This window comes from Streptomyces sp. NPDC059373 (assembly GCF_042751495.1).
Lineage (GTDB): Bacteria > Actinomycetota > Actinomycetes > Streptomycetales > Streptomycetaceae > Actinacidiphila.
Map to the genome: position 1 here is coordinate 45,739 of NZ_JBHYXC010000003.1, position 20,401 is coordinate 66,139.

The 20,401-nt window shown below is 70.4% G+C and carries 22 protein-coding genes and 1 riboswitch; of the genes, 10 read left to right on the forward strand and 12 right to left on the reverse strand.

Annotated elements, in window-relative coordinates; genetic code table 11:
* Positions 1–17 precede the first annotated feature (17 nt).
* Together ACFXJ5_RS08030 and ACFXJ5_RS08035 are read left to right on the forward strand one after the other, a co-directional pair.
* Positions 18–995 (forward strand): VOC family protein, encoded by a 978-nt coding sequence (locus tag ACFXJ5_RS08030; protein ID WP_384628460.1) that lies wholly within the window; start codon positions 18–20, stop codon positions 993–995.
* Entirely contained in the window at positions 992–1,852 is an 861-nt protein-coding gene (locus tag ACFXJ5_RS08035) for an alpha/beta fold hydrolase (RefSeq protein WP_384628463.1), read from the forward strand. The genes ACFXJ5_RS08030 and ACFXJ5_RS08035 overlap by 4 nt, the downstream gene beginning before the upstream one ends.
* Positions 1,853–2,305: 453 nt before the next feature.
* Here ACFXJ5_RS08035 and ACFXJ5_RS08040 read toward each other — a convergent pair whose 3' ends face one another.
* The 5 genes from ACFXJ5_RS08040 to thrC form a co-directional block, all read right to left on the reverse strand.
* Positions 2,306–3,415 (reverse strand): NADH:flavin oxidoreductase, encoded by a 1,110-nt coding sequence (locus ACFXJ5_RS08040; protein ID WP_384628466.1) that lies wholly within the window; start codon positions 3,413–3,415, stop codon positions 2,306–2,308.
* Between the two features lie 189 nt (positions 3,416–3,604).
* Entirely contained in the window at positions 3,605–5,233 is a 1,629-nt protein-coding gene (gene groL, locus ACFXJ5_RS08045; protein WP_384628468.1) for a chaperonin GroEL, read from the reverse strand.
* Positions 5,234–5,596: 363 nt separating this feature from the next.
* Positions 5,597–5,800 (reverse strand): cold-shock protein, encoded by a 204-nt coding sequence (locus tag ACFXJ5_RS08050; RefSeq protein WP_037910665.1) that lies wholly within the window; start codon positions 5,798–5,800, stop codon positions 5,597–5,599.
* 398 nt (positions 5,801–6,198) lie between these two features.
* Positions 6,199–6,477, reverse strand: a complete 279-nt coding sequence (locus tag ACFXJ5_RS08055) for a ubiquitin-like small modifier protein 1 (RefSeq protein ID WP_384628472.1) — start codon at positions 6,475–6,477, stop codon at positions 6,199–6,201.
* Entirely contained in the window at positions 6,474–7,757 is a 1,284-nt protein-coding gene (gene thrC / locus ACFXJ5_RS08060; RefSeq protein ID WP_384628475.1) for a threonine synthase, read from the reverse strand. The genes ACFXJ5_RS08055 and thrC overlap by 4 nt, the downstream gene beginning before the upstream one ends.
* A gap of 15 nt (positions 7,758–7,772) precedes the next feature.
* Positions 7,773–7,900: riboswitch (SAM riboswitch) on the reverse strand.
* A 206-nt stretch (positions 7,901–8,106) separates the two neighbouring features.
* Here thrC and ACFXJ5_RS08065 point away from each other — a divergent pair.
* Together ACFXJ5_RS08065 and ACFXJ5_RS08070 are read left to right on the forward strand one after the other, a co-directional pair.
* Positions 8,107–9,072: a glucosyl-3-phosphoglycerate synthase gene (locus tag ACFXJ5_RS08065; protein ID WP_384628478.1), complete on the forward strand. Its 966-nt coding sequence runs from the start codon at positions 8,107–8,109 to the stop codon at positions 9,070–9,072.
* A gap of 423 nt (positions 9,073–9,495) precedes the next feature.
* Positions 9,496–10,953: a trehalose-6-phosphate synthase gene (locus ACFXJ5_RS08070; RefSeq protein ID WP_384628481.1), complete on the forward strand. Its 1,458-nt coding sequence runs from the start codon at positions 9,496–9,498 to the stop codon at positions 10,951–10,953.
* 2 nt (positions 10,954–10,955) lie between these two features.
* Here ACFXJ5_RS08070 and ACFXJ5_RS08075 read toward each other — a convergent pair whose 3' ends face one another.
* Both ACFXJ5_RS08075 and ACFXJ5_RS08080 read right to left on the reverse strand, forming a co-directional pair.
* On the reverse strand, positions 10,956–11,363 hold the full coding sequence (locus tag ACFXJ5_RS08075; RefSeq protein WP_384628483.1) for a hypothetical protein: 408 nt from the start codon (positions 11,361–11,363) through the stop codon (positions 10,956–10,958).
* Entirely contained in the window at positions 11,360–11,722 is a 363-nt protein-coding gene (locus ACFXJ5_RS08080) for an ATP-binding protein (protein WP_384628485.1), read from the reverse strand. Before ACFXJ5_RS08080 ends, ACFXJ5_RS08075 begins: the two co-directional genes overlap by 4 nt.
* Positions 11,723–11,893: 171 nt before the next feature.
* Here ACFXJ5_RS08080 and ACFXJ5_RS08085 point away from each other — a divergent pair, with 171 nt between their 5' ends.
* Together ACFXJ5_RS08085 and ACFXJ5_RS08090 are read left to right on the forward strand one after the other, a co-directional pair.
* Positions 11,894–12,712 carry a Scr1 family TA system antitoxin-like transcriptional regulator gene (locus tag ACFXJ5_RS08085; RefSeq protein WP_384628488.1) on the forward strand — a complete coding sequence of 273 codons (819 nt, stop codon included), beginning with the start codon at positions 11,894–11,896 and terminating at the stop codon, positions 12,710–12,712.
* The gene (locus ACFXJ5_RS08090; RefSeq protein WP_384628490.1) at positions 12,709–12,951 is read left to right on the forward strand and encodes a DUF397 domain-containing protein; all 243 of its coding nucleotides are present in this window, start codon (positions 12,709–12,711) and stop codon (positions 12,949–12,951) included. Before ACFXJ5_RS08085 ends, ACFXJ5_RS08090 begins: the two co-directional genes overlap by 4 nt.
* Here ACFXJ5_RS08090 and ACFXJ5_RS08095 read toward each other — a convergent pair.
* Positions 12,926–13,699, reverse strand: a complete 774-nt coding sequence (locus tag ACFXJ5_RS08095; protein ID WP_384629541.1) for a phytanoyl-CoA dioxygenase family protein — start codon at positions 13,697–13,699, stop codon at positions 12,926–12,928. The genes ACFXJ5_RS08090 and ACFXJ5_RS08095 overlap by 26 nt on opposite strands.
* Positions 13,700–13,883: 184 nt before the next feature.
* On the opposite strand from ACFXJ5_RS08095, the gene ACFXJ5_RS08100 reads away from it, so the two are divergent.
* The 3 genes from ACFXJ5_RS08100 to ACFXJ5_RS08110 are packed head-to-tail and all read left to right on the forward strand — an operon-like array spanning position 13,884 to position 15,544.
* Positions 13,884–14,864, forward strand: coding sequence for a hypothetical protein (locus ACFXJ5_RS08100; RefSeq protein WP_384628493.1), 981 nt, complete (start codon positions 13,884–13,886; stop codon positions 14,862–14,864).
* Positions 14,865–14,918: 54 nt separating this feature from the next.
* On the forward strand, positions 14,919–15,296 hold the full coding sequence (locus tag ACFXJ5_RS08105; protein ID WP_384628495.1) for a hypothetical protein: 378 nt from the start codon (positions 14,919–14,921) through the stop codon (positions 15,294–15,296).
* Complete coding sequence (locus ACFXJ5_RS08110) at positions 15,293–15,544, forward strand: hypothetical protein (RefSeq protein WP_384628496.1); 252 nt, start codon at positions 15,293–15,295, stop codon at positions 15,542–15,544. The genes ACFXJ5_RS08105 and ACFXJ5_RS08110 overlap by 4 nt, the downstream gene beginning before the upstream one ends.
* A gap of 45 nt (positions 15,545–15,589) precedes the next feature.
* On the opposite strand, the gene ACFXJ5_RS08115 is transcribed toward ACFXJ5_RS08110, so the two are convergent.
* A complete protein-coding gene (locus ACFXJ5_RS08115; protein WP_384629544.1) occupies positions 15,590–16,558 on the reverse strand; it encodes an SAM-dependent methyltransferase in 969 nt (322 codons plus the stop codon).
* Positions 16,559–16,746: 188 nt separating this feature from the next.
* On the opposite strand from ACFXJ5_RS08115, the gene ACFXJ5_RS08120 reads away from it, so the two are divergent.
* Positions 16,747–17,697 carry a CBM35 domain-containing protein gene (locus ACFXJ5_RS08120; protein WP_384628499.1) on the forward strand — a complete coding sequence of 317 codons (951 nt, stop codon included), beginning with the start codon at positions 16,747–16,749 and terminating at the stop codon, positions 17,695–17,697.
* Here the strand turns inward: ACFXJ5_RS08120 and ACFXJ5_RS08125 are convergent.
* The 3 genes from ACFXJ5_RS08125 to ACFXJ5_RS08135 all read right to left on the reverse strand — a co-directional run bounded on the left by ACFXJ5_RS08125 (position 17,645) and on the right by ACFXJ5_RS08135 (position 20,362).
* Entirely contained in the window at positions 17,645–18,166 is a 522-nt protein-coding gene (locus ACFXJ5_RS08125; protein WP_384628501.1) for a hypothetical protein, read from the reverse strand. The two genes, ACFXJ5_RS08120 and ACFXJ5_RS08125, sit on opposite strands and share 53 nt — an antisense overlap.
* Before the next feature lie 139 nt (positions 18,167–18,305).
* Positions 18,306–19,463, reverse strand: coding sequence for an N-acetylglucosamine-6-phosphate deacetylase (gene nagA / locus ACFXJ5_RS08130; protein WP_384628504.1), 1,158 nt, complete (start codon positions 19,461–19,463; stop codon positions 18,306–18,308).
* Positions 19,463–20,362 carry an ROK family protein gene (locus tag ACFXJ5_RS08135; protein ID WP_384628506.1) on the reverse strand — a complete coding sequence of 300 codons (900 nt, stop codon included), beginning with the start codon at positions 20,360–20,362 and terminating at the stop codon, positions 19,463–19,465. The genes nagA and ACFXJ5_RS08135 overlap by 1 nt, the downstream gene beginning before the upstream one ends.
* Positions 20,363–20,401 lie beyond the last annotated feature (39 nt).

The following is a 20,401-nucleotide window of genomic DNA, read 5'->3' on the forward strand; positions in this document are numbered from 1 at the left end:
GGCTGAAAGACACCGACATGACGGCAACGATCAAAGAACTCTCCTACGTCGGCATCGAGGCCGACGACCTCAATGCCTGGAGCGGCTTCGCCGGGAAGCTTCTCGGCCTGATGCCGGCCCGTCACGAGGACGACGTCCGCACCTTCCGACTCGACGACCGCATCCACCGCACGATCATCGTGCGAGGCCCGCGCAACGACCTGGCCTTCGCCGGCTACGACTGTGGCTCCGATGCGGATCTCGACGAAGTCGTCGCACTGCTGCGCGGTGAGGGGCAGGACGTCACCGAAGGTGCCTCCGAGCTCGCGGCCGAGCGTGGAGTGGCCCGCATCTACGTCACCCGTGACCCCGAGGGCAACCGCGTCGAGCTGATCAACGGCCTGAAGAAGGCCGACACGCCCTATGCCAACGAGGCCAACAAGTACGGCTTCCAGACCCGCCAGGGCGGCGCCGGCCACATGTTCCTGCTGTGCACCCCCGGCGGCGGCCGCGAACGGATGCTCGCGTTCTACAGCCACCTCGGCTTCAAGCTGTCGGACTACATCAAGGACGAGGTCGCGCCCGGCGTCTTCGTCGATGCCGCCTTCACACACTGCAACGGTCGCCACCACACGCTGGCCTTCGCAGAGATACCGGCGCCGTTCAAACTCCACCACTTCCTGATCGAGAACAACAACATGTCGGACGTCGGCTGGGCCTACGACCGCATCGTCGAGGCACGGGTTCCGCTGCTGCACACCATGGGCATGCACCCCAACGACAAGATGTTCTCCTTCTACGCCCACTCCCCCTCGGGCATCGCGGTCGAATACGGCTGGGGCGGGTTGATCATCGAGGACGACGACACCTGGGAGGTCGGCGAGTACGACTCCATCAGCGCGTGGGGCCACAAGAACCCGATGGAGCTCGGCACGGCCCTGGTCGAACTGGCCAAGCACGGCCAGGACTTGCAGGAAGCCGCCACGAAGACGACGGCCGAGGGAGGCGCACGGTGACCGTGATCGCTACCGACGGCCGTGAGGTCCGCAGCCAGGACGTCCAGGCGGGTGAACACCGGCTGCGGGTCTACACCTGCGGTGACCCGTCCAAGCCCGCAGTCCTGTTCATCCACGGCTCGGGACCGGGGGTCAGCGCACCCTCCAACTGGGCGCATCTGATGCCGTCGTTCGCCGAGGACTACTACTGCATCGCGCCCGACGTCCTGGGATTCGGCGACTCCGACCATCCCGACCCCGCCCCGACCGGCGGCATGCCGGAGTACACGACGCTGCGTGCCCGGTCCCTCCTCGCGCTGCTCGACGCACTCGGCGTCGCGAAGGCGCACTTCATCGGCAACTCGATGGGCGGCATGATCACGCTTCGCGTCGCCCAGATCGCCCCTGCCCGGATCGACAAGATGATCCTCATGGGCAGCGGTGGGGCACCGATCCCACCGAGCGAGGACCTGCTGAAGCTGATCACCTTCTACCAGGACCCCTCGCCCGAGGCGATGGCCGACCTCCTCGTACGGTTCGTCGACGACACCGACCTCTTCTCCGGCCGACTGGAGGAGATCGCGCGAGCGCGGGCCGAGCTGGCCACCCGCGACGACGTACGCCGCTCACACCTGGCAACCTTCAGCCCCGCGTCCGAACCGGTCAAGTACACCGAGAACGAGTTGGCGGCCATCCAGCACCAAACCCTCGTTCTGCACGGCCGCGAAGACCGGATGCTGCCGGTGGCTGCCGGATACTACCTCGCCGAGAATCTGCCCAACGCCCGGCTCCATGTGCTGCCTCACGCCGGTCACTGGATCCAGATCGAGCGGGCGGCCGATTTCACCGCACAGGCGAAGCTCTTCCTCACCGAGTAGGACTCAGCGGCCCTTCGGGGCCCCGGCATCACCATCGGACACCCGACCGTCGCTGTCGGGCGTGGTTCGGGGCCGGCCGATGGTGAGCGTGGCGCAGGCGTGCCCTCCCTCCAACCGGGTTGGGGGTAGGCCGTCCGCCTTGGGGGGTCCCCCCGGCCGAAGGTTGGGGGAGGGACTGGGGCTGGCCCAACCCGGCCGCACCCGGCAGCGGCGCGTACCCCGACGGTGCCGGCCCGTGGGCCCGAGGCACCGTCGCCGGGTGCGGATCCGTGCCGGGTTGTGCCAGCCTCCCCCAAAGCTTCCTTTGGGAGGTGCCCCCACCCCCAGCCTTCGGCCGGGAGGTGCCCCCACCTCGCTTCGCTCGCCTTGCGGAACGTTCTCCCACAACCCGGTTGGGGCGCCGGGGTCCAGGGGCGGAGCCCCGGTTTCGGGAAGGGGCGGGGGAGGAGCCCGCTACCGGAGGACCCGAAGGGCGTCCGGGGTGAAGGGGGTGAGCTCGGCGGTCCGCCCGGTGAGGGTCTTGGCGGCCCAGTCGGGGTCACCGAGGAGCGCGCGCCCGACCGCGACGAGGTCGAACTCGTCCCGCTCGAGCCGCTCGACGAGCCGGTCGATCGCCTCGACGCCGGACGACGCCCCGCCGAAGGTCGCGATGAACTCACCGTCAAGCCCGACCGACCCGACCGTGATCGACGGCTTGCCGGAAAGCTTCTTCGCCCACCCCGCCAAGTTGAGCTCCGACCCCTCGAACTCCGGCAGCCAGTAGCGCCGCGTGGAAGCGTGGAACGCGTCGACCCCCGCCGCCACCAGCGGAGCGAGCAGTGTCTCGAACTCCTCCGGCGTGTCGGCGAGCCGGGCGTCGTAGTTCTCGGACTTCCACTGCGAGAGCCGGAAGATGACGGGGAAGTCCGGCGAGACAGCCGCCCGCACCGCCGCCGCGATCTCCGCCGCGAAGCGCGTACGCGAGGCGACGTCACCCCCATAGGCATCGGTACGCCGGTTCGTGCCGGCCCACAGGAACTGGTCGATCAGGTAGCCGTGCGCGCCGTGCAGCTCGACGCCGTCGAAGCCGAGCCGTTCGGCCGACGCGGCGGCCTCGGCGAAGCCCCGCACGACATCGTCGAGGTCGTCGAGGGTCATCGCGTGGCCCGCGCCCGCCGTGCCGTCGAGGGCGACGCCGGACGGCCCGACCGGCGGGGCGTCGACGACCGGCGGGGAACCGGCCTTACGGGCCATGCCCACGTGCCAGAGCTGCGGCACGATCTTGCCGCCGACCGCGTGCACGGCCTCGGCGACGCGGGCCCACCCGGCGAGGGAGTCGTCACCGTGGAAGCGGGGGACGCGGTCGCTCTGACCGGCCGACGGGTGGTCGATGTAGGTGCCCTCGGTGATGATCAGGCCGACCCCGGCGGCCGCCCGCCGTGCGTAGTACTCGGCGACGTCCGCACCGGGCACGCCACCGGGCGAGAAGTTCCGGGTCATCGGCGCCATCGCAATGCGGTTCCGGACAGTGAGGCCGTTCAGCGCGAACGGGCGGGACAGCGTCTCCGCAATACGGGTTCCCACAGCGGGCGTCTCCTTGACGGGTGTTGGGGTTGCTCCAGGGCAAAGATCCGTCGACGTCAACCACCCCACCCCGGAAGAATATTCCGGCGCACATAATGCACGTACACATACACAACGCCCGAGGGCGGCACCCCCGTGATGGGGGTGCCGCCCTCGGTCCGTACAGCTGAACCCTGAACCCTGACGGGATCAGAAGTCCATGTCACCGCCCGGCATGCCGCCACCGGCGCCCGCGCCGGCACCGGCCTTCTCGGGCTTGTCGGCGATGACGGCCTCGGTGGTGAGGAAGAGCGCGGCGATGGAGGCCGCGTTCTGCAGCGCGGAGCGCGTGACCTTGGCCGGGTCGATGATGCCGGCCGCGATCAGGTCGACGTACTCACCGGTCGCGGCGTTGAGGCCGTGACCCGGGGTGAGGTTGCGCACCTTCTCCACGACGACGCCACCCTCAAGGCCGGCGTTGACCGCGATCTGCTTCAGCGGGGCCTCGAGCGCGATACGCACGGCGTTGGCGCCGGTCGCCTCGTCACCCTCCAGCTCCAGCTTCTCGAAGACCGAGGACGCCTGGATGAGAGCCACGCCACCACCGGCGACGATGCCCTCCTCGACGGCGGCCTTGGCGTTGCGCACCGCGTCCTCGATGCGGTGCTTGCGCTCCTTGAGCTCGACCTCGGTCGCCGCACCCGCCTTGATGACGGCCACGCCGCCGGCCAGCTTGGCGAGGCGCTCCTGGAGCTTCTCGCGGTCGTAGTCCGAGTCGCTGTTCTCGATCTCGGCACGGATCTGGTTGACGCGGCCCGCGACCTGGTCGCTGTCGCCGGCGCCGTCCACGATCGTGGTCTCGTCCTTGGTGACGACGATCTTGCGGGCGCGGCCGAGCAGATCCAGACCGGCGTTCTCCAGCTTGAGGCCGACCTCCTCGGAGACGACGGTGCCACCGGTGAGGATGGCGATGTCGCCGAGCATGGCCTTGCGGCGGTCACCGAAGCCCGGGGCCTTGACGGCGACGGACTTGAAGGTGCCACGGATCTTGTTGACGACCAGGGTCGACAGGGCCTCACCGTCGACGTCCTCGGCGATGATCAGCAGCGGCTTGCCGGACTGCATGACCTTCTCCAGCAGCGGGAGCAGGTCCTTCACCGAGGAGATCTTGGAGTTGACGATCAGGATGTACGGGTCGTCGAGCGACGTCTCCATACGCTCCAGGTCGGTCGCGAAGTACGCGGAGATGTAGCCCTTGTCGAAGCGCATGCCCTCGGTGAGCTCAAGCTCCAGACCGAAGGTCTGCGACTCCTCGACGGTGATGACGCCTTCCTTGCCGACCTTGTCCATGGCCTCGGCGATGAGCTCGCCGATCTGGGGGTCAGCGGCGGAGATGGAGGCGGTCGAAGCGATCTGCTCCTTGGTCTCCACGTCCTTGGCCTGGTCGAGCAGAGCGGCGGAGACGGCCTCGACGGCCTTCTCGATGCCGCGCTTGAGGGCCATCGGGTTGGCACCCGCGGCCACGTTGCGCAGGCCTTCGCGGACCAGCGCCTGGGCGAGGACAGTCGCGGTCGTCGTGCCGTCGCCGGCTACGTCGTCCGTCTTCTTCGCGACTTCCTTGACCAGCTCGGCGCCGATCTTCTCGTACGGGTCCTCGAGCTCGATCTCCTTGGCGATGGAAACACCATCGTTGGTGATCGTGGGGGCGCCCCACTTCTTCTCGAGGACGACGTTCCGGCCCTTGGGGCCGAGGGTGACCTTGACGGCGTCGGCGAGCTGGTTCATCCCGCGCTCGAGACCGCGCCGTGCCTCCTCGTCGAACGCGATGATCTTGGCCATGTGAAGTGGTCCTCCCGGACGGGGTGGATTGCTCCGGACCGCGCTGGCGCCCGCGACGGACGGCCTGCCGAACGCCGGTCTCTTACCGACGCTCGGACGGGCCTCACCGACCCGGTCCTTCGGTTCATTCCTTCATGCTGATCAGCACTCTCAACCTCAGAGTGCTAACGCCAATGATTAGCACTCGACCCCAGAGAGTGCAAGCGGCCCGCAGGGCCTCAATGAGGGGTGATGGTCGCGCGACGGGCGGGAGCAAGCGTCAGGGCCCGCATCCCGGGACGGGATGCGGGCCCTGACGTGTGGGGCGATGAGCGTTGAGCGTGTTTGAGTGTCGAGCGTGTCTGTTGGCCGATGCCGCGCCGGTCAGACTGCGAGACGGACCATGTCCGCCTGCGGCCCCTTCTGACCCTGCGAGATTTCGAACTCGACCCGCTGGCCTTCTTCGAGGGTGCGGTAGCCGTCCATCTGAATCGCGCTGTAGTGCACGAAGACGTCCGCACCACCGTCGACCGCGATGAAGCCGTAACCCTTCTCCGCGTTGAACCACTTGACGGTGCCCTGAGCCATTCCTAACTCCCCTATTACTGGCCCTTCGCAGACCCGCACCTCGCGGACCCGGGTCAGACCTCACCCCCTACAGCCCAGGGGGCGTGCGCCGGAACGCGTCGACCGCCGCCGAATGTATCTGCCCGGATGCCCTCTGCAACAGGTCAATCGGACGAGAATTCTGGGCATGTACGAACGGGAAAAAGAAGGGAATTGATCATAATCCGGGGCAACTCGGACCGGACATAACTGACCAACGCGACAATCATCGCGTGAATTTGGCGATAAATCGCCGTCAGTGGATATCGGTTGCGCGGGACTCTGCGGCCACTGTACCGCCATTCAACTACCGCTCAGCACACAGGTGCCCCGCCCTCCCCACGGAGGACGGGGCACCTGTGGTCCGGCTGTGAGGCGGCTCAGCAGCCGCCGGCCACCGCCGGGATGATCGAGACGCTGGAGCCCTCCGTGACGGCCGTCTGGAGGCCCTCGGAGAAGCGGACGTCGTCGTCGTTCACGTACACGTTCACGAAGCGGCGCAGCTTGCCCGTGTCGTCGAGCACGCGGGCGGAGATGCCCGGGTGGTTCTTCTCCAGCGACTCGATCACCTCGGCCAGCGTCGCGCCCTCGGCGGGAACCTCGGCCTGTCCGCCGGTGTACGTACGAAGGATGGTCGGGATGCGGACGGATGCACTCATACGAGGCCAGCCTCTCGGAACGCGGCAAGGGTCGGACGGATGATGGCGGACGGGCCGGTGGTCGGTGCGACGGCGTCGAGGGTCTTGAGGCCGTCGCCGGTGTTGAGGACGACGGTCTCGGCGGCGGGGTCGAGCTGACCGTTCTCGATGAGCTTCTTGAGCACGCCGACCGTCACACCGCCCGCCGTCTCGGCGAAGATGCCCTCGGTGCGGGCGAGCAGCTTGATCGCGTCCACGCACTGCTCGTCGGTGACGTCCTCCACCGCGCCGCCGGTGCGGCGGGCGATGTCGAGGACGTACGGCCCGTCGGCCGGGTTGCCGATGGCCAGCGACTTGGCAATGGTGTCGGGCTTCTGGGGGCGTACGACGTCGTGGCCGGCCTTGAAGGCGGTGGAGACCGGGGAGCAGCCCTCGGCCTGGGCGCCGTAGATCTTGTAGGCCTTGTCGGGCACGAGGCCGAGCTTGATCAGCTCCTGCAGGCCCTTGTCGATCTTGGTGAGCTGCGAGCCGGAGGCGATCGGGATCACGATGTTGTCCGGGAGCCGCCAGCCGAGCTGCTCGGCGATCTCGTACGCGAGCGTCTTGGACCCTTCGCCGTAGTAGGGGCGCAGGTTGACGTTGACGAAGCCCCAGCCCTCGCCGATCGGGTCGCCGATCAGCTCGCTGCAGAAGCGGTTGACGTCGTCGTAGTTGCCCTCGATGCCGACCAGCTCGCCGCCGTAGACCGCGGCCATGACGACCTTGCCGGCCTCCAGGTCGTGCGGGATGAACACGCAGGAGCGGAAGCCGGCCCGGGCGGCGGCGGCGCCCACCGCACCGGCGAGGTTGCCGGTGGAGGAGCAGGACAGGGTGGTGAGGCCGAAGGTGCGGGCGGCCTCAAGGGCGATGGCGACGACCCGGTCCTTGAAGGAGTGGGTCGGGTTGCCGGAGTCGTCCTTGATGTGCAGGCCGCCGGTGATGCCCAGCTCGCGGGCGAGGTTGTCGGCCTTGACGAGCTTGGTGAAGCCGGGGTTCAGGTTCGGCTTCTGGGCCACGTCCGCCGGGACCGGCAGCAGCGGCGCGTACCGCCAGATGTTGTTCGGGCCGGCCTCGATCTGCTTGCGCAGTGCCTCGGGATCGCCGGTCGGGAGGTCGTACGCCACTTCGAGCGGCCCGAAACACTCCTGGCAGGCGAAGATCGGCGTCAGCGGGAAGCGCTCACCGCACTCGCGGCAGGACAGCGCGGCGGCGGGGCCGAAGGCGCTGTCGGTGGCGGCGGTGGCAATGGTCTGCAAAGACATGGAGGCGAGGCCCTTTCCTCATCTTCCCCGCGGCGCATTTCGCCGCGAGACGGAATTGGCACCTTCCCCACCTGGACCTCGCGGTCGGCGGGAGGGTTGCCGGGGCTTCAACGGGCCGTTCCCTCTGCCCCTCTGGATGAGCGGTATGGCGGTGGCATATCGTCACCGCATTTGTCGTTCGTCTTGTCACCGACAAACGTAACAAGGCGTGATCATCGTGGACATACGATGGTCATGTCTCGTGTTCAAGACTGTAACCGACGACCCCGAACCTGGTCATAGGTAGTCCGTCCATCGAGACAGACCGCCCTGCCGGAGGGGGGACACTTCCGACAGATCGGAGCCGCACGTGCTCGACGAGGTAGCCCGCTGGCTGCAGCGCCGGTCATGGTCAGCCGACCGCCGCCCGCTATCGACTCTGCTCACCGCCAAGCGTTCGGCGGGGCCGAACGGCACGGTGAGCGTGGTCCTGCCCGCGCTCAACGAGGAAGCCACGGTCGGAAGCATCGTGGAAACGATTCGCCGCGAGCTGATGAGCGATGCGGTGCCCCTGATCGACGAGCTGGTGGTCATGGACTCCGGCTCCACGGACCGCACCGCCGCCATCGCCGAGGCCGCCGGAGCGACCGTCGTCCACCGCGACGACGTCCTCCCCCGCCTGCCGGCCCTGCCCGGCAAGGGCGAGGTGCTCTGGCGTTCCCTGCTCGCGACCAGCGGTGAGATCGTCGCCTTCGTCGACGCCGACCTGCGCGATTTCGACTCCCGCTTCGTGTCCGGCATCATCGGCCCGCTCCTCACCGACCCCGGCGTCCAGCTGGTCAAGGCCATGTACGACCGCCCCCTGGAAACCGGCGGCACGGTCGTTCCCGCGGGCGGCGGTCGCGTCACGGAGCTCGTCGCCAGGCCCCTGCTCAACTTGCACTGGCCCCAGCTCGCCGGCTTCGTCCAGCCCCTCGGCGGCGAGTACGCCGCCCGGCGCTCCCTGCTCGAGCAGCTGCCCTTCCCCGTCGGCTACGGCGTCGAAATAGGCATGCTCATCGACTCCCTCAACACCGTCGGCCTCGACGCCCTGGCCCAGGTCGACGTCGGCGTCCGCCACCACCGCCACCAGGACAGCCAGGCCCTCGGCCGCATGGCCGCCACGATCTATCGCACCGCCCAGCTCCGTCTGTCCCGGGGCCACCTCGTCCGTCCCGTCCTCACCCAGTTCGACCGCACCGACGACGGCTTCACCCCCCGCATGCACGACGTCGCCACAGAAGAGCGCCCCCCCATGCTCACCGTCCCCGAATACGCCGCCCGCCGCGCCGCCTAAGGCTCCGCCCCTGCGCCGCCCCACCCGCCCTTCCCGCCCCCCGCCCCGGGGGCTCCGCCCCCCTGCCCCCAAACCCACCGGGTTGGGGGTAGGCCGTCCGCCTGAGGCGGGACGGGCTGGCCCAACCCGCCCGCACCCGGCGACGGCGCGTACCCCGACGGTGCTGGCCCGTGGCCCGAGGGTGCGTCGCCGGGTGCGGCTCCGTGGCCGGGTTGTGCCAGCCCGCTCCGCCTCAGTCGAGCGGCCTACCCCCAACCCGGTTGGAGTGCAGTGGGGGCCTGGGGGCGCAGCCCCCGAGAGACGCGGGGCAGGCGAGGGCCGGGGTCCAGGGGCAGCGCCCCTGGGGACCCGGGGGCGGGGGGCGCAGCCCCGGACGGCCTGCGCCAACGTTTGGTGCCGCGCCTGCGCGGCTAGGCTGGCGACATGGTCGCCTCACACGCCGCACGAGTGCTGGTCGCTTCGAACCGGGGACCGGTGACGTACGCCCTCCACAAAGAGGACGGCTCGCTCACCGCCAAGCGCGGCGGCGGAGGCCTGGTCTCAGGCCTGAGCGCCATCGGCCCGGACGCAGACGCCGTCTGGGTGTGCGCAGCACTCAGCGAGGGCGACCGAGCCGCAGTCGAGCGCGCCGCAGGCGGACGGCTGGACCCCGCAGACAGCGGCGGCCAGCACGTCCGGATGCTCGACATCCCGGAGGAGACCTTCACCGGCGCCTACAACGGCATCGCGAACTCCGTCCTGTGGTTCATCCACCACCTGCTCTTCCAGACCCCGCTGGAACCCGTCTTCGACGAGGACTTCCGCAGCGACTGGGCCGCCTACGAGGCCTACAACGCCGCCTTCGCCGACGCGCTCGCCGAGGAGGCCGCGGAGGGCGCCGCCGTCCTCATCCAGGACTACCACCTCACCCTGGTCCCGAAGCTGCTTCGCGCGCGGCGGCCGGACCTCAGGATCGGCCACTTCTCGCACACCCCTTGGGCGCCGCCGGACTACTTCCGGATCCTGCCGGACGACGTCGCCGCCGACGTCCTCACCGGCATCCTCGGTTCCGACCGTGCCGCCTTCCTGACCAGGCGCTGGGCCGACGCCTTCGCCGACTCCTGCGCCGCCGTGCTGGGTGCCTCGGTGATCCGCGACGCGGGTGCGCTCACGGTCACGTACAAGGGTCGTACGACCCGGATCGGGGTCCACGGCCTCGGCGCCGACGCGGACTTCCTGCGGGAGCGGTCCCGGCAGCCCGATGTCGAGGAGCGGCTGGCCGACCTGCGCAACGCGGTCGGCGGGCCGGACGTGAAGGTCATCGTCCGCGTGGACCGGACCGAGCTGTCCAAGAACATCGTGCGGGGCCTGCTGGCGTACGGGCAGCTGCTGCGGGACCACCCGGAGTGGCACGGCCGCGTCGTCCACGTCGCCTTCGCCTACCCCTCGCGGCAGGACCTGTCCGTGTACGTCGAGTACACCGACGAGGTGCAACAGGTCGCCGAGGAGCTCAACGAGGAGTTCGGCACCCCCGGTTGGAAGCCGGTCCTCCTGCACGTCAAGGACGACTTCGCCCGCTCCCTCGCCGCCTACCGCCTGGCCGACGTCGCCCTGGTCAACCCCATCCGCGACGGCATGAACCTGGTCGCCAAGGAAGTCCCCGTCGTCTCCGACGAGGGCGTCGCGCTCGTCCTGTCGCGGGAGGCGGGCGCGTACGAGGAGCTGGGCGACGACTCCTTCGTCGTGAACCCGTACGACCTCCGCGCCACCGCCCGCGCCCTGTACGAGGCGCTGACCCTGCCCCTGCACGAGCGGGCGGAGCGCAGCAAGCGGCTGGCTGCGGCAGCGACCGCGCTCCCGCCGCAGCAGTGGTTCCTGGACCAGCTGGCGGCCCTGGGCTGACCTCACGGCCTGACGGCCTGCCGTCGGCTCACGCCGAGCCGGAGCCGGGCCGCCAACGTGGTGGCGGCGACGTACGCCTCGACCGCGTCCCGGTCCGCGCTCCGGGCGAGCGGCTCCAGGCCGACCAGGATCGCCACCGGGCCGCCCGCGTCCACGAACGCCGACCACCCCTCCCCCACGGCCAGTTCCATGACGTGCGACCCGCCGTCGAGCCGGACCCCGATCCTGCCCGGGGCCAGAACGGTGATCCGGCCCCCGATGTCCGGCAGCCGCGCCCCCGGATCCGCCAGACCCAGCGCCGCCGCCATCGCCTCGCCGTCCGGCGGCACGAGCAGCAGGAACGCCACCGGCCCGAACCCCGTCTCGTCCAGCCACGACCATGCCGCCGTGCCCACGATCAGCCGACTCACCGCAGCACCGCCCACACCTGCTTGCCGGTGGGCGTCAGATCGGTGCCCCAGCGCTCCGCCGTGGCGGCCAGCAGCAGGAGCCCCCGGCCCGACTCGGCCCACGGCTGGGGGGCAGCCGGCGCCGGAAGACCACTGCACTGGTCACTGACGGCGAGGCGTACGCCTTCCCCGGCCCCGGGAAGGCGGTCGAGGGTCAACTCGCATTCCGGGGAGCCCGCATGGCGGTGCACGTTCGCCAGCATCTCGGTCGCGCAGAGCGTCGCCGCGTCGTACAGGTCCTCGCGGCCCCATGCGCTGAGCTGGTCCCGTACGGCCCTGCGCACGGCGGCGAAACGGGCGGGCTCGGCGGTGAGCCGCATTGCCGCTGCCGTTGTCGGTGCCGTAGTCGCTGTTGTGGGTGGAGTTTCCGGCGTCATGACCTCAACGGTCCAGGGTCGTGGCTAGCCTGACCAGGTACGACCTGAATACGCGTCAGGTGGGCTATTCCACTCAGCTCCCGTGTACGCGCTGTGCAACGGGGAGGTGAGCCCGTGTCGGCCAAGGGCACCGGCGAAGGCTCGGCAAGCATGCGGGTGTTCGGCACGGTCGCGCGTGCCATGCGCGAGCATGCGGGCGTCACGACGGACGAACTGGCCGCACACGTCGGCTATTCCAGATCCCTCGTCATCAAGATCGAGCGCGGCGAACGCATGCCCCCGCCCGACTTCATCGAGAAGGCGGAGGCCGTACTCGGGACCGGCAAGGTGCTGAGCCGGGCGGCCCGGCATTTGGAGCGCGGCGACTTCCCGTCGTGGTTCGAGGAGTACGCGGAGCTGGAGGCGACGGCGGTCAGCCTGTACACGTACAGCACGCTCGTCCTCCACGGGCTCTTGCAGACCGAGGAGTACGCGGGCGTGGTGCTCAGCATCCGCTGCCCAGTGCTGGAAACGGAAGAGATCGAGCGCCGGGTACAGGCTCGCCTAGCCCGGCAGCCGGTGTTGACCAAGAGCCCGGCCACGCAGGCCGCGTTCGTCATCGAGGAGTGGGTGCTACGCCGCCCGGTCGGCGGGCCAGCAGTGCACAAGCGGCAGTTGGATCACCTGCTGGAAGTCGGTCGGCAGCGCAACATCACGATCCAAGTCATGCCGATGTCGTACGAGGCGCATGCCGGTTTTGACGGCCCCATGACCCTGATGGAGACACCGGAGCGGCGCCTGTTCGCCTACCTCGAAGTCCAGGGGCGGAACATGCTGATCGACGATCGCGACGAAGTCAGCGAACTGCACATGCGCTATAGCATGATCCGGTCGCAGGCCCTCACCCCGGGGGACTCCGCGAAGTTGATCGAGAAGATTGCAGGGGAGCTATGACCTCCGAACTCGCATGGTTCAAGAGCAGCTACAGCGGCAGCGCGGGCGGCGAGTGCCTCGAAGTCGCCCTGGAATGGCACAAGTCCACGCACAGCGGCAGCGAGGGCGGCGAGTGCGTCGAGGTCGCCTCCTGCCCCGGCACCGTCCACGTCCGCGACTCCAAGGACCCGCAGGGCCCGACCCTGGCCTTCGGCCCCGCCCCATGGTCCGCGTTCACCGCCTACGCGGCAAACCGGTAACCAGCCCGTTCAATATCGCCTGCTCCACCGGTGTCGGCGACCCTCCGGCCAGGTCGAGCAGGCCCGTCGGCTCCAGCGGTGGTTGAGCCATGAACCGGGGAACTCGCCCACGGTGCCGTTGGGCGGCGTGGATGAGGAACGGGTGGCACAGGTACACGTCGCCCGCCTCGCCGGTGGCGGCGATCTCGTGCCGGCCCGCGCCGACGGGGACGGCGTCTTGGCACAGCGCCAACCACTCGCGGCCTCCGTCCCCCGACTCGGCCAGCAGCGCTGGAACGTCCAGGTGCGAGCCGACTCGGACCCGGGTGGGGGCATCGTCCGGGCCGACGTCGGAGAACAGGAACAGCATCAGGAGCGCCCGGCCACGAGAACGCAGGTTCACGCGGTACTCCCCGCTGTCCCCGGTGAACCCGGCATCCAGGTGCCATCCGTCGTCTCCGGGAGCCTCGTCGCTGGGGAGACGCAGCGGAAAGGTCCCCAGGCCCAGCGGGGAGTTCCACCGCCCCGGCCCCACGAGCTGGTCGTACGCCTCGTGCAGTGCCTGGGTGTTGGCCGCTGCCCGGAACGGTGGAGTGGCGAAACCGCCCAGGCGGATGACGGGCTTCGTCCAGGTTGACGGGTCGTCCGGAGCGCAGCCGCTCTCTTCCCACAGTCCGGCCCGGCACTGGTCAACTGTCGCCCGAGGGACCGCGCCGCGGAGCCGGACGAAGCCCTGCTCGATGAACGTCTCAACTTCCGCGTCAGTCAGCACATCGGCAACCTCACCAGCTCGACAACCAGCGCGGCAACGCGATTTGGCGGGCGCCTCTGTGGCGGTAGAGTAATCACGCCATCACGCTTCGTGTGCATCCCCGCGCGCGAAGCGGCCCCCAGCGGTGCGACAACACCGGACTGAGGGCCTAACACCACGAGGCCTGCTAGGAGCCCCGCAAATGCTGCGTCATGTTACCGCGCCCACGCGCTTCTTCTCCCAGACGCCGAACGACATCATTCGCCACCCACGCCTGAACGGCACCGCCGTACGGCTGTTGCAGTGGGCGCTGTCCCTTCCGGACGGGGCACGGGAGACCATCCAGTCGCTCGGCCAGAAGATGCCGGAAGGCCGGGCCGCCCTGCGTACGGCACGTCAGCAGCTGGAAGCCGAAGGCTTTGTGCACACGCGGCGCAGCCAGGATCCGGTGACGGGGAAGTGGTCAACGCAAGTGCTGGTCTCCAACGTGTCGTTGACGACACCCGCCGAAGTTGACGCGGCCTTCGCGGCACCGGGGGGCGGGAATCCGACCGTCGGTCAACCGGCGGTACGGGCACTCGGCGCATCTCCCAAGGGAGATAACACCAAAGAGAACAACACCTCCCACCCGGGCACCTCCTCCGCCCTCCGACCTGAGGAGCCCGCAGAGCCCGCCAGGCCGGACTGGGCCGTCCGGGGCGCGTACGTGGTGGCCCGGATCCGGCGCAAGCCCCCGGAGCCGCTGCTGGCCCGCGCGGCGTCGCTCCTGCACAGCCTGGGCCGACGCGAGGCCAAGCTCGCCCTGGGCGTCGCCGAGGCCGCCCGGCTCGCCCCTCTGGCCGCGCAATGGTTCGCGAACGGCGCCAGCGAGCTCGAGTTGCGTACCGCCCTGGCCTCGGGTCTCCCGCCCGCCGTCCACTCGCCGGCGGGCTTCCTCACCCGCCGCCTCCGCGACAAGCTCCCCGCCCCACGCCCGGCCCGCGACCCCGCCGCCCCCGCCCTCCCCGAATGCACCGCCTGCGGCGACCCCCTGCCCCCCGACCAGGCCACGGGCCTCTGCACGCCGTGCACAGGCGCCGCCCCCGCCCCGCCCCCGCCGCCGGGCCTGCCCGGCCCGGCGCTGGCCCGCGCAGCTATCGTCCGCCGCCGACTCCCGCGGATCCCGTTGGGTCTGGCGGTGTAGCGGGGCCGTCTCGGCGAGGTATTTTCAGTTTCTGACGAAAGGCTGCCCCCGACCGTGCTCAATCTCCTGGAGGCGCAGATGGGCGCACAGCCCGCACATCACGACGGCCCGACCATTCCCCGGCCGGACCGCACGCCCGACGCGCTGAGGGAAGCCATCGCCCGCGTCGCGCCCCACCGCCTGTCGGAGATGGAGAAGGAAAAGAACGAGACGCTGGCCCTTGCGGTCCAGGAAAACTCCATCGGTCCCATCCACATGTTTCTGCTGCGGTGGGCTGTCGCCGTGGAGATCGAGCGTTTCCCGGAGACGTCCAAGCGCCTGCACAGGGCTGAACAAGTGGCAGCGGATTCCGCTGATGCGGATCTGGCCCGTCGGGCCGTTCGGGAGGCGGGGGAGATCATCCGCGCGGCGCACCGGGAACTCGGCGCGTGACCTGGGCCTGGGAGTACGAACCGGACGAGACGCACGTCGTCGGCGAGGCCGACCCAGGATTCATCGCGCAAGTCGAGAAGAAGGCCGACGAGTTGGTCCGCGCAGCCTCAGCGCTGTATCTCGACGGCACCTCCTACCAGGGGATCGGCCCCGGCGTGGCCACGGCTTACCTCCCGGGAGGCATGTTCGAGTACCTCACTGCGGTCCGACAAGAACGCCTCTACGTGCTCCAGGTCACGCAGTACTGAGCGCTGAGCGCCCCCGTCAGGATCTCTCGGCCTTCGTCATGTACGTCACGTACGTCGTGAAGTGAGCCACCCGAACGCCCCCAGCCCGGCCGGGTCCGTCAGTTCGGCGGCGTCCGAGGCGCCCGCCAGGGCGCGTACGTAGGCGGTGGGGTCGGTGGAGGCCAGGGCGAGTGGGGGGCGGCGGCCGGTGAGGCCGAGGGCGTGGAGGGCTTCGCGCTGGGTGGTGAGGGTGCCGCCGCCCGCCGCTGAGGCGCACGCATCGAGGGCGACGTGGGCGGTGATGTCGCAGGAGCCGTCCGGGACGGGCGGGACCTCGCGGCCGTCGCGGAAGCCGGTGAGGGTGCCGTAGGGCGGACGGGCTTCGCGTACGTGGGCGTAGTCGACGGCAACGGCGAGCCCGGATGTGAGGCAACTCACGGCGGCAGCCCACGCGGTGTCGCGGGGGCGGCCGATCTCGGCGCGGGTGCCGGGCGCGGAGCCGGCCAGGGGCCACCAGCGGGCGAGCCATTCCGCGTCGTCGCCGTCCACCGGATCGCCGAGGCGTTCGGCGCCGTCGCGGGGGCGTACGAGGACGTGGCGGGGGATGCCGTCGGGGTCGGCCTCGGCGAGGTCGAGGGGGACGTTGTCGAGCCATTCGTTGGCGAAGAGCAGTCCGCGTACGCCCTGGGGAGGCGCATCGGCCCAGGTGACGCGAGGGTCGAGCCCGTCGGGACGGGCCGCCTTCTCGACGGCGTACGGCCGCAGCCGCGCCGCCAGCTCCTCCGGCACCGCCGCGAGCACGCCGGAGGTCAGCTCACCGCGTCCGGCGCCGATGTCGACGAAGGCGAGCTCTGCCGGGTGCCCGAGATCGGCGTCGGTCCGGGCGAGAAGGGCGGCCACGGCCCGCGCGAAAAGGGGTGAGGCGTGCACGGAGGTCCGGAAATGCCCGGCGGGGCCCTCGGGCCGCCGGTAGAAGCCTTCAGGGCCGTAAAGGGCCTGCTCAGTGGCGTGCCGCCAGCCGGTCCACGCGTCGATGTCGGTCACGGCCCCACCGTAGGGGTACGGATTCCGGGTAGGCTGCTGGGGGCCGCAGTGGATTAATCGATCATGAACGTTGACCATCGGAGCGGCCGCTTCCCTATACGGGGAGCCCAGGCACTGATAGGTGCTGTACAGGCGCGCACGCGTCGCGAACGCCATATGCAGTGGAAGGTGAACAGCCGATGACGGCCGGCAACAACGGCACGCCCGAGCCCGGGACCGACGACCCCTTCGCGTACCTGTACCGCCAGGAGGGCGCCGAAGCGGGTCAGACGGCAGCCGCCCCCGCAGGGCAGCCGGGCGTGCCGCGCACCTCGTACAACCAGGTCCGCGCGGTCGGCGAGCGCCGCCCCGCGCCCCCGCAGCAACAGCAGCAGCCCGCGTACGGCTACCCGCCCCAGCAGCCCCCGCAGTACGGCACCCAGCCGCTCCCCGAGCAGCCCGGCCGCACCGGCGGGCACGGCGGGCACGGCAGCGGCCACAGCGGCGGTCCCGGCCGCGGCCCCAACAACAAGGGCCTCCTCATAGGCGCCGTCGCCGTCGTCGCGGCCGTCGCCATCGGCATCGGCGTCGCCATGGCCAACGGCTCCGACAACACCAACACCGGCGCCAACTCCTCCCCCTCCGCCAGCACGGGCACCACCAGCGGCACCAACGGCTCCTCCTCCCAGCCGTCCGACTCCGCGTCGGCCAGCGCCTCGACCGGCCTCGGCACCGTGGACGCGGCCGTCCAGAGCCTCACGGGCGGCGCCCAGAAGAGCACCGAGCACTCCGGCGCACGGGCGGCAGGCGGCGCGTACGTCGACCACATGACCACCGTCGGCGCCACCGTGACCTGGACCGTGGACATGACCAAGGCCGGCACGTACAGGCTGTACGCGCGCTACGCCAACGCCGAGAAGGACCCGGCGAGTGCCACGACCGTCGTCAACGGCACGCCCATGAGCTACAAGATGAGCCTCCAGAACTACGGCAAGGAAGGCGACTGGACCGCCTGGTACAAGTCCTACCAAACGGTGAACTTGAAGCAGGGCTCCAACACCATCGCCATGACCTGCGGCAACGGCGACGCCTGCCACTTCAACCTCGACCAGCTGGCCTTGACGGACGGGTCCGAGCCCGCCGGCTGGTAGACCTACAAGGACAACGGAAGAAGGTCGGCGCCCCTGACGGGGGCACCGGCCTTCTTGGCTTCGTCAGGCGACCAGTTCGGGCTGGTCCGCCGGCGGCGCCAGCGGCCGGCTCGGCCTTGGCGTCGCGCATGACCAGCGTGGCCAGAAGAGCCGCCGCGAGAATGCCGATCGCGCTGACGGTGAAGGTGGTCGACATCGAGGCGGTGAAGGCCTCCCGGGCGGCGTGACCGAGACCGGTGTCGCCCTGGGCGGCAGCCAGCGCGCCGGCGATGGAGTGCTTCGCCTGATCGGGCGTACCGGCGGGCATCCGGCGGGCGAAGCCGCTCCACAGGAGCGAGCCGAGGATCGCGATGCCGAGCGCGGTACCGGCCTGCTGGATGGTGTCGTTGAGGGCCGAGCCGACGCCCACGACGGAGGCGGCCTGGCTCACCACGGTTGCCCGTTCCGGTGAGACCGAGGCCGCCTTCATCGCCCGTCTCATGCCCGCCGCCCAGCGTGCCGCGGCCGACCACGACGATCTCGCCGACGCGTACGCCGCGGGCGCGGTCCCCGACCCCGCCTCGAAGTCGTCCTCGACGGCTTGGCGTTGAGGCTGCCGGGCTTAGAGGTCACACCCCCGGCGGCGTCACCAGCCAATGGCCCTTGCGCATCACGCCCACGAGGTCGTACGCCTCGTCCAGGACCACCAGGTCGGCGTCCTTGCCGGGCTCCAGGGAGCCGATGCGGTCGTAAGCGCCCAGCAGGCGGGCCGGGTTGGCGGAGAGGGCGCGTACGACATCGTCGACCGGGAGGCGGTCGATGGTGACGGCCCGCTTGAAGGCGGTGTCGAGGGTGAGGGTCGAGCCCGCGATGGAGCCGCCCTCCACCAGCCGGGCGACGCCGTCCGTGACGTCGACCTCCATCGGGCCGAGGAGATAGCGGCCGTCGCCGAAGCCGGCGGCGTCCATGGCATCGGTGATGAGGGCGACCCGGTCTGCGCCGGCGCTGCGGAAGGCCAACTCCAGGATGGCGGGGTGGAGATGGACACCGTCGTTGACCAGCTCCACGGTGACCCGCTCGTCCTCCAGCAGCGCGGCGATCGGGCCCGGCTCGCGATGCAGCAGGGCCGGCATGGCGTTGAAGAGGTGGGTCGCCACGGTGGCGCCCGCGTCGATGGCCTTGAGCGTCGCCTCGTACGCCGCGTCGGTGTGGCCGACGGCCGCGATGACCCCCTGCTCGGCCAGCAGCCGTACGGACTCGAGCCCGCCCGGGAGTTCGGGGGCCAGCGTCATCATGCGGGCGGCGCCGCGTGAGGCGTCGAGCAGCTTGCGCACGTCGGCCGGGTCCGGGTCGCGCAGCAGCGAGGGCTTGTGGGCGCCGCAGCGGTGCGGGGAGATGAACGGGCCCTCGAAGTGGATACCCGCCAGCTCGCCCTGCTCGACCAGCTCGGACAGCAGGGCCGCCTGCCGGGCGAGGTCGTCCAGGTCACCGGTGACGGTGGAGGCGAGCATGGTGGTCGTGCCGTGCCTGCGGTGCGTGTCGACGACCGTCAGGATCTCCTCCGTACGGTCGGAGGAGAAGGACGCGCCACCGCCGCCGTGGACGTGAATGTCGACAAAGCCGGGGACAATCCAGTGCCCGGTCAGATCGAGCGTCTCGAGGGTGGAGGCCTGCCCGGACTCACGGTTCGGGGCGATGGTGCCGCCCTCGACCGTGACCCGGCCGTCCTCGACGATGCCGTCCGGCAGAACAACCCTGGCGCCGGCCAGCACGCTTGCTTCCGCCATCAGGCGGTCACCTCCACGTCAGCAGAAAGAAGATCCCAGGCGAGCAGCCCTGCGCCCAGGCAACCGGCGGCATCCCCAAGGGTCGCCGGAACAATCAGGGGGAGCCTCTGAAAGGTCACCCGGCTCGCCACCGCTTCGCGCAGCGGCGTGAAAAGCGTGTCCCCGGCCTCGGCCAGCCCGCCGCCGATGATCAGCACGTCGGGGTCCAGAAGGGTGAGCCCGGTCAGCAGCCCGTCCGCGAGCGCGGCGAGCATGTCCTCCCAGACCGCGACGGCACGCGGGTCGCCCGCCTCGACGGCTTTCGCGCAGCCGGCGGCGTCGCCGCCCCATGCCCGGCCCACCGCCGCGGCGGAGGCCAGCACCTCGACGCAGCCGCGCTGGCCGCAACCGCACTCCGGGCCCTTGCGGCGGACCACGATGTGGCCCAGCTCGGTCGCCTCGACGCGGCCGCCGATGCCGATGGCGCCCGCGATACCGGTGCCCAGGGCGACGAACAGAAAGCGGTCAGCCTCCTTGCCCGCGCCGAGCCGGCCCTCGGCCAGGCCACCGGTCCGTACGTCGTGACCCAGGGCGACAGGCGCACCCTCCAGCCGCTCCGACAGCAGAGCCCGCAGCGGTACGTCCCGCCACCCGATGTTCGCGGAGTAGACCGCGACACCGTCCGCCTCCCGCACGACCCCCGGCACCGCGACCCCGGCCGCCGCCGCCGGCTCGCCGTACGCCCGGAGCCCGTACGCGCGTAGCTCCTCGGCGAAGCCGAGCACGGCCGCGATCACCGCCTCGGGGCCGCGCTCACGGTCCGTCGGGCGGCGCGCCTCGTGCAGAAGCGTGCCGTCCGCCCCGACCAGTGCGGCCTTCATCCCGGTGCCGCCCACATCGAGGGCGATGACATGTCTCACGGGGACAGTCTGGCGCCTTACCCCGCGAAAGGTCTAGTC